Below are 7,852 nucleotides of genomic sequence, written 5' to 3' on the forward strand. Positions count from 1 at the left end.
CATATTTAGCCATTTGTCCTTGGCAGTGAGGGCATTTAGGAGCGGGATAATCTAGCTTAGCCATGATTTCTTTATGTGTTCCAGCATCTACATAATCTAAAATAGTGATGTTAGGGTCTTTAATTCCGAGTAAGTTTGTGATAAAATTTAATTGTTCCATAAGATTCTTTCTAATGATGGTTTGATCGCTTTTCATTATAGGTCTTATGGGACTTTTTTTCTACAACAAAATAGGCTCCATAATTCCTACAGTGGTTTTACCCACTACAGAAATTATAGAGCCAAATTATTCTTGACTGAAAAAGAAAGGTGGTGCATACTCTTTAAGTTGGTTGAAACAGGTCAAGGCAGCTTCGTGATTTTCACAAATGATCAGGCAAACATCGTCTCCACAGACTGTTGCAATGATTTCTGGCAAATCCATGGCGTCTAAAATGGAGCCGAAAGATTGAGCTAAGCCCGGAAGGCTTTTTAAAACAACCTGATGTTGAACGGGTTTCAACATGACAAGGGCATCTTCCATGTAAAAGCGCAGCCGATTTTCCCAACGAGAAGGAGCAATACTATTAATCGCATAGTATGAAGTGTCATTTTCATTAATTTTGACCAAATTGAGCGATTTGATATCACGTGAAAGAGTAGATTGGGTTACGGTGACCCCATTTAATTCGAGCAGTTCTTGCAACTCTTGTTGAGTATGGATTTTCTTTTCTAAAACCAGCGAGCGAATGAGCTGGTGGCGACTTTCAATTTTATTCATAATCTCCTCTTTATTTAACAAACATGGCATCGCCAAAACTAAAGAAACGGTAACGCTCTTCAATGGCGTGCTGGTAAGCAGAAAGTGTTAATTTCCGTCCTGCAAAAGCAGAAACGAGCATAACCAGTGTGGATTTTGGAAGGTGGAAATTGGTCGAAAAAGCATCTACGATTTTCCACTCATAACCCGGGTAGATAAAAATGTTCGTCCAGCCAGAATCCGCTTGAATAGCGCCGTTAAATTTATTACCAATAGTTTCAAGAGTGCGGATGGAAGTCGTGCCAACAGCAATAATCCGTTTGCCAGCTGCCTTGACTTGGCGTAAGGTCGCGGCAGCTTCTTCAGATAGTTGGTAAAATTCAGAGTGCATTTCATGCTCATCTAGATTGTCAACTGAAACTGGACGGAAGGTTCCTAAACCAACATGCAAGGTTAAATGAACGAGATGTACTCCTTTTGCTGCAATTTTTTCCAATAATTCAGGAGTGAAATGAAGCCCAGCAGTCGGTGCAGCTGCAGAACCATTTTCTTTGGCATAGACGGTCTGATAACGTTCACGATCTTCTAGTTTTTCATGGATATAGGGCGGCAAGGGCATCTCTCCTAAACTTTCTAGCACTTCTAAAAAAATACCCTCATAATCAAAGCGAACGATACGGCCGCCGTGGTCCAATTCCTCAATAACTACAGCGTTTAAGCGTCCATCTCCAAAGCTGATTTTGGTGCCAATGTGCAGGCGTTTAGCAGGTTTAGCCAAGACCTCCCATTCGTCGCCTGTTATATTTTTGAGAAGGAGCAGTTCTACATGTCCACCTGTTTCAGGCTTTTGACCGTAAAGACGAGCAGGGAGAACGCGGGTATTATTCATAACAAGGGCATCACCGGGTTCCAACTGGTCAATAATATTGTCAAAATGTTGGTCAGAAAATTCTCCCGTTTGTCTATTGACAATCAAAAGGCGGGAAGCGTCTCGCTTTTCCAGCGGCGTCTGAGCAATCAGTTCTTCAGGTAAATCAAAATCAAAATCTGCGGTATTCATGTTTTTCTTTCTAAGATTTAAAAAATATTGATTTTTTGCATACAGCTGCAAACGATACCATTATACACGATTCTTACGGAAAAAGCTAATGAATTGATAATTTTTTTACTTGACAAAAATTGGTCTATACCATATAATAGATTTAAGTTAATAATCAGAAATTTAAAAGAAAAGGAGAGTTTATGAAAGTCATCCAAGTAGAAAATCAAGTTGAAGGTGGAAAGATCGCTTTTGAGCTTTTGAAGGAAAAACTTGCTGCTGGGGCACAGGTTTTAGGGCTTGCGACTGGTAGTAGCCCAATCGAATTTTACAAACAAATTGTAGCTAGTGACTTGGATTTGTCAGGACTCATCAGTATCAATTTGGATGAATATGTAGGAATTGACGAAGACAATCCACAATCATATCATCATTTTATGAATGAACATCTTTTTGATGCGAAGCCTTTTAAAGTTAGCTATCTTCCAGACGGTGCTAATGAAGCAGATGGACCTGCGGCAGTTGGGCGTTATAATAAGATTTTGTCAGAACATCCCATTGATCTGCAAATTTTGGGAATTGGAACGAACGGTCATATTGGTTTTAATGAGCCGGGGACTCCTTTCACTGAAGAAACCCATTTGGTAGATTTGGATCAGTCAACGATTGAAGCAAATGCACGTTTTTTTGAGGATGTTTCACAAGTACCGATTAAAGCTATTTCTATGGGAATAAAGAATATTATGGATGCTAAAAGTATCATCCTTTTTGCTTACGGGGCGAGCAAACAAGAAGCCATTAAAGGTTTAGTAGAAGGTCCTGTGACAGAACAACTGCCCGCTAGCATTCTACAAAGACATCCTGATGTGGTGATTATTGGAGATGCAGAGGCTTTAGCTAAATTAAATCGTTAAATTTTTTAGGAGCTATAAAGACAGTTTAGCTCCTTTTTTCGATATTTTCTAGCAAAGTGTTAAAAAATAGACGATAATATGGTATAATAAAAAAAGTTTTATATTTCAAGGAGAATGCTGTGAAGAGAGTCTTATTTTTTTGTGTGCTTTTATTAACTTTTGTGGGGACTGTGACCACAAGTGTTGTTGCGGATGAACTATTAGATATTACCCGTGCAGCTGGTTATGATGTCAAAGATTATAATCGTCCTAAGTCATCTATTATTATTGATGCGAAAACTGGTGACGTTCTTTGGCAAGACAATGTTGATGAAGTGCGTGATCCGGCTAGTATGAGTAAACTCATGACCTTGTACTTGGTTTTTGAAGCTATCAAGGAAGGAAAGTTGAGTGAAGACACAGTTATCACAGCAACAGCTAATGATCAAGCTATCTCAAAAATTTATGAAATATCCAATAATAAAATTGTGGCAGGCGTGGATTATAAGGTTTCTGAATTAATCACGATGACAGCTGTTCCATCATCAAATGCCACAACAGTCATGCTAGCAAATTATTTGTCCAACAATAATCCAGATACTTTTCTTGACATGATGAATGCTAAGGCTCAAGAGCTGGGCATGACCAATACTAAGTGGTTTAATGCTAGTGGAGCTGCGGCTGTATCTTTCAAGGGGCTTTATAATCCCCAGAACTATAATATTTACTCAGATAATCAAACCACAGCACGTGATCTAGCAATTTTGGGATATAATTTTGTTAATCGTTATCCAGATATTTTAAAATATACTAGTAAACCAGTTGTTACAGTTAAGGCAGGAACTCCTTATGAGGAAACTTTTGAGACCTATAATTACTCCTTGCCAGGGGCCAAATATGGATTAAATGGCGTTGATGGCTTAAAAACAGGTTCAAGTCCAAATGGAGCTTTTAACTATATTGCCACGATGCAGCGTGGTGAACAACGGTTAGTTGAAGTCATTATGGGAGTGGGGAATTGGTCTGATCAGGATGGTGAATATTATCGTCATCCGTTTGGAAATGCCTTGGCAGAAAAAGCTTATGCAGACTATGAGTATAAAAAGATACTATCTGCTGGGGAGCAGACTATTGATGGCAAGAAGTACCGTTTGAGCAAGGATTTTTATGCCACGGTGAAAAAAGGAACAGACCCAAAAGTAGCTATAACGGATAATCAGCTGCATTTAGAAAATGGCCTAGAAACTTTGTCACCCAAGGTTAGTGACCGTATGGCAGTTGAGCCTATAAGAGAAACAGTTGTTGAAACTGCTAAAGAGGTGGTGACAAAGCCAGCAGATACCAAATCATGGAAACGGCTGCTTGTTGAACATAAATTGCTTGTTTTGCTTCCAGTCATTTTGTTACTGATAATTTTTGCGATTGAATGTCGAGGCCGTAAAAGAAGAAAAGCACAAGTTAACAACGAAAGATTAAGCCGTCGAAATAGATAAAAGTGAAGAGGTTATAAGTGACCTCTTTTTAATTTTCTCGTTTCGTGGTAAGATAGGGGGTAGTGAAAAATCACTTATCGTGGTGATTAGTATTTTTGTTTACTTTGCCAAATTTAAAGGAGATTTTATGTCCACTCGTTATCGCAATTCTTATTTTGCGTATTTTTTAATGTATAATTTCTATTTTTTGTCATGGTCCTTGTTTTCAACCTTGATTTCGGTTTATATGATGGACAAAGGTTTTAAAGCAACAGATGTTTCTATCGTGGTGTCTGTTTCTTTTCTAACTTCCATGCTGGCACAGCCGATTATTGGAAATCTGGTTGACCGACTTGGACTTAAGCCCGTGACCTTAGTCAGTTTTGTGGTCGTTATTCTTGGTGGTATTTTCTTTATGAATGCTACTAGTCTTTGGGCTTTAATAATGGGATACAGTTTGGTTCTTACGTTGATTAATGGGATCAATCCGGTTATGGATATGTTGGCTGCCCAAAGCCCCTTCACTTTTGGAAAAATTCGGATTTGGGGAACGATTGGCTATGCCTTGGGGGCCCAGTTGGCAGGACTTATCTACAAAAATATTGCCCCACAAGCTATTTTTATCGTTTTTCTTGCAACCATGATTTTAAGTGTGTTAGGAGTTTTAGGAATTGAACCTGCTCATGATAGGGTACAAAAAGGAGCACAAACGGTAGAAGATGGCTCTATTTTTAGTCATATTTTGACTAACAAAACCTATTTATTTTACCTACTTATTATGCTGTTATCTTCGGGAGTGACTAATACAGGACACACCTATATTCCCTCTATGTTAGAGCATGGCGGTCTCAGTGTTGACCTAGCTTCGACCATTGTTTCTATTGCAGTTATCTGCGAATCCCCTTTGATTTTCTTTTCTTATTTGTTTATGGACAAATTTTCCAGTAAGAAATTGCTATTTGTACCCCTTGTTATTATTGCTTTGCAATATTTGATTTATAGTTTGAACTGTGGTTTATCGTCAAAAATTATGATGACTTTAATTGCCAAACATGCGGCTAGCAGTCTATTATTTATGGTTAATCTCAAGATCGTAGCGTCGTTGATTGATAAGAAGTATATGGTGACTGCCTTAGCATTGGTGCAAACTGCACGCAGTTTAGGAGCCATTTTCATTCAAAACATTGCTGGTAGTTTGCTCGATAATTATGGCTATACGCAGATGAATCTTTTTCTTACAGCAGTTATGATTTTAGTTATTATCCTTGTGCTTCTTCTAAAAATTCCTAAAGGACCCAAGTATAGTCTTTTCAATTAAAAAACAAAGCTGGAAGGAAAATCCAGCCTTGTTTATTTTTGTCAGTAATTTATAGAGGCAAAGTTACCAATCAACTCTTCATTCGTTTAATCGACTTCTTTCAGAATACCTGAAGTTGTCGAACGCCGTTTTTCCAACTTGCGAGCAAGCTCTTGGCGGGCTCGCACATTTTCCTCATAATCATAAGTAAAAATACTAGCGTAAAGGAGCTCAAGCAAGAAAGAGATCGCTGTGTCAGTCGTAAAAGGGGCGATTTTGGAATAAAGTTTTTCGCGCGTGACCATACGTAGGGAAAGGTCGGCGAGTTTGGAGAGATTGGACTCGCCGATGCTAGTCAGGGCGAGAATAGGAATTTGCCTGCGCTGCAAAATCTGCCCGACTTCGAGCAGTTCAGCGGTTTCTCCAGAGTAGCTGATTAGAAGAGCGCAGTCGTTCTTATCAGCCAGCTGAGCGGCATAGTAAATCTCGCTTTGCAAATCATGAACGATGACTTGCCTGCCAATGCGGCTCATCTGTAATTGAAATTCTTTGGCAAGAAGCAGGTTATTGCTGACGGCAAAAACATGGATTGTCCTAGCCTGATAGAGCATAAGACTGGCTTTTTTCAGCTCTTTATAAGAGAGGAGCTGAAGCGTGTCGTCCAAGGCTGCCTGCTTGAGCTGAACCAATTTTTGCGCCACTTCTAGCAGATTATCTGTTTTGCTAAAGGGGAAATTAGCGTCCAGCTGCTGACTGCTCCGCTGCAAGTAATCAAGCTCTGCTAAATAAGCCTTTTTAAACTCCGTCCAGCCTGCAAAATCCAGCTTTTGTGCCAGGCGAACTAAGGTGGACTTGGTGGTGAAGGTCGCTGCCGCAATCTGTCCCGTTGTCTGTTCAGCAATAGCGGCGCGTTCTTGCTGGATGTAGTCAATAATCGCCTGTTCACCAGCAGAAAAGGCGGTATGTTCGATTTTTTCGTTTAATAACATGTTGCTCCTTTTAAAACCACGTTCGCAAAATGATTGATTTTAGCTTGCAAAAATGCGAACAGGGTTTGAAGTGTTGATTTTTTTGCCCTATTTTTCCTCTTTCATGGTATCATAAAAACAGATAAAAACAGATAAAAACAAAATTAGAAAAGAGGTTGTGGCATGAAAGTTGTTGTTATTGGTGGAAGTGGTCATATTGGAACCTTCCTCATTCCCATGCTAGTAGAAGCGGGGCATGAGGTTATCGCGATTAGTCGCGGAAGCAGCCGTCCTTATGAACAGCATGCGGCTTGGGACAAGGTGCGTCAAGTTGCGCTTGACCGCAGTAAGGAGCCGCGATTTGCTGAAAAAATCGCTGAATTGAATGCCGATGTGGTCATGGATTTAATCAATTTTAGTCTGGAAGATACAGAAAAAATGGTGGCTGCGCTGAAAGATACCTAGCTCCAGCACTATCTGTTTTGCTCTTCTATTTGGGCACACGGCCGGGCAAAAGCCTTGCCGCTTGATGCCAATGACCCCCATAAAGAACCGCTCTGCCATTATGGAAAGGAAAAATTCAAGAGCGAGCTTTATCTAAAGAAAGCCTACGAAGAAGACGGTTTTCCAGCGACTATTATTATGCCGGGACAGATTTCTGGCGCAGGCTGGGGGATTATCGGACCTTGGGGCAATCTGGTGACGACTGTTATTCAAGATATTGCAGACGGTAAAAGTATCACCCTGCCAAACCTTGGTATGGAGAACATTCACCATATTCACGGGGAAGATGTGGCGCGGCTCTTTTATCAAGCTATGATCCACCGCGACAAGGCTCTGGGACAAAGTTTTCACGCAGTGACAGGTCAGTCCATTACGCTTTATGGCTACGCACGGCTTTTGTATGATTATTTTGGCAAGGAAGCCCAGATTTCTTTTCTTCCTTGGGAAGAATGGCAGGAGCAAATCGCAGATAAGGCAGAGGTCGAAAGTGCTTATCTTCACTTGGCGCGAAGTGGTGCTTTTGACATCAGTCGTGAGCGCGAGCTGCTAGATTTTCAGCCTCGCTACAGCAATGTAGAGACGATTGTGGCTGCTATCCAATCCTATGTAGAGCGCGGCGTCATCTCAGTCGAGAAATAAGAAAGAGCCTGGGACAATAGTCCCTTATCTCCAAAAAAAGCAACGGCAAATCCGTTGCTTTTTTGCATGGTTGCGATAGTCCTGGTAAAATAGAATTGCACAATAAACCATTTAGAAAGGCTATCCCATGCATATTCACTATAACACAAATCAAACAACTTTACCACTAGAAATCAGTTCTTTCTTGCCACAAGACCATCTCGTCTTTACGATTGAAAAAGTGGTGAATACTTTGGAGGATTGTCACTTCCACGCCTTCTATCATGCCTTTGGTCGCCCGTCTTATCACCCTAAAATGCTT

8 protein-coding genes and 2 pseudogenes are annotated in these 7,852 nt (G+C 40.4%); 5 read left to right on the forward strand and 5 right to left on the reverse strand.

Annotated elements, in window-relative coordinates; all coding sequences use genetic code 11:
• From A3I3_RS10285 to queA, 3 genes and pseudogenes are all read right to left on the reverse strand, one after another.
• Positions 1-160 (reverse strand): annotated as a pseudogene (locus A3I3_RS10285) (ISL3 family transposase); the annotation flags it as partial.
• Positions 161-286: 126 nt separating this feature from the next.
• Positions 287-760, reverse strand: a complete 474-nt coding sequence (locus A3I3_RS0108235; RefSeq protein WP_018372239.1) for an arginine repressor — start codon at positions 758-760, stop codon at positions 287-289.
• Positions 761-770: 10 nt separating this feature from the next.
• Positions 771-1,799 (reverse strand): tRNA preQ1(34) S-adenosylmethionine ribosyltransferase-isomerase QueA, encoded by a 1,029-nt coding sequence (gene queA, locus A3I3_RS0108240; protein WP_018372240.1) that lies wholly within the window; start codon positions 1,797-1,799, stop codon positions 771-773.
• 182 nt (positions 1,800-1,981) lie between these two features.
• Here queA and A3I3_RS0108245 point away from each other — a divergent pair, with 182 nt between their 5' ends.
• From A3I3_RS0108245 to A3I3_RS0108255, 3 genes are all read left to right on the forward strand, one after another.
• Positions 1,982-2,692, forward strand: coding sequence for a glucosamine-6-phosphate deaminase (locus tag A3I3_RS0108245; RefSeq protein WP_018372241.1), 711 nt, complete (start codon positions 1,982-1,984; stop codon positions 2,690-2,692).
• 119 nt (positions 2,693-2,811) lie between these two features.
• Positions 2,812-4,164, forward strand: coding sequence for a DUF1958 domain-containing protein (locus tag A3I3_RS0108250; protein WP_018372242.1), 1,353 nt, complete (start codon positions 2,812-2,814; stop codon positions 4,162-4,164).
• A gap of 127 nt (positions 4,165-4,291) precedes the next feature.
• Entirely contained in the window at positions 4,292-5,461 is a 1,170-nt protein-coding gene (locus A3I3_RS0108255) for an MFS transporter (RefSeq protein WP_018372243.1), read from the forward strand.
• Positions 5,462-5,547: 86 nt separating this feature from the next.
• Here the strand turns inward: A3I3_RS0108255 and A3I3_RS0108260 are convergent, their stop codons facing one another.
• The gene (locus tag A3I3_RS0108260) at positions 5,548-6,429 is read right to left on the reverse strand and encodes a MurR/RpiR family transcriptional regulator (protein ID WP_018372244.1); all 882 of its coding nucleotides are present in this window, start codon (positions 6,427-6,429) and stop codon (positions 5,548-5,550) included.
• 162 nt (positions 6,430-6,591) lie between these two features.
• Here A3I3_RS0108260 and A3I3_RS0108270 point away from each other — a divergent pair.
• Positions 6,592-7,551 (forward strand): annotated as a pseudogene (locus tag A3I3_RS0108270) (NAD-dependent epimerase/dehydratase family protein).
• On the opposite strand, the gene A3I3_RS11155 reads toward A3I3_RS0108270, so the two are convergent.
• Positions 7,515-7,718: a hypothetical protein gene (locus A3I3_RS11155; protein WP_081617466.1), complete on the reverse strand. Its 204-nt coding sequence runs from the start codon at positions 7,716-7,718 to the stop codon at positions 7,515-7,517. The pseudogene A3I3_RS0108270 and the gene A3I3_RS11155 sit on opposite strands and share 37 nt — an antisense overlap.
• Here A3I3_RS11155 and A3I3_RS11320 point away from each other — a divergent pair.
• Positions 7,679-7,852 (forward strand): transposase (locus tag A3I3_RS11320; RefSeq protein ID WP_478078760.1); only part of this gene is annotated, 174 nt, incomplete at its 3' end. The two genes, A3I3_RS11155 and A3I3_RS11320, sit on opposite strands and share 40 nt — an antisense overlap.

Source organism: Streptococcus massiliensis DSM 18628 (assembly GCF_000380065.1).
GTDB classification, from domain to species: domain Bacteria; phylum Bacillota; class Bacilli; order Lactobacillales; family Streptococcaceae; genus Streptococcus; species Streptococcus massiliensis.

Bases quoted from the DNA above. Each gene is read 5' to 3' on its own strand.
- queA (WP_018372240.1), bottom strand. From the start codon at position 1,799: ATGAATACCGCAGATTTTGATTTTGATTTACCTGAAGAACTGATTGCT.
- A3I3_RS0108255 (WP_018372243.1), top strand. From the start codon at position 4,292: ATGTCCACTCGTTATCGCAATTCTTATTTTGCGTATTTTTTAATGTAT.
- A3I3_RS0108245 (WP_018372241.1), top strand. From the start codon at position 1,982: ATGAAAGTCATCCAAGTAGAAAATCAAGTTGAAGGTGGAAAGATCGCT.
- A3I3_RS0108235 (WP_018372239.1), bottom strand. From the start codon at position 760: ATGAATAAAATTGAAAGTCGCCACCAGCTCATTCGCTCGCTGGTTTTA.
- A3I3_RS0108260 (WP_018372244.1), bottom strand. From the start codon at position 6,429: ATGTTATTAAACGAAAAAATCGAACATACCGCCTTTTCTGCTGGTGAA.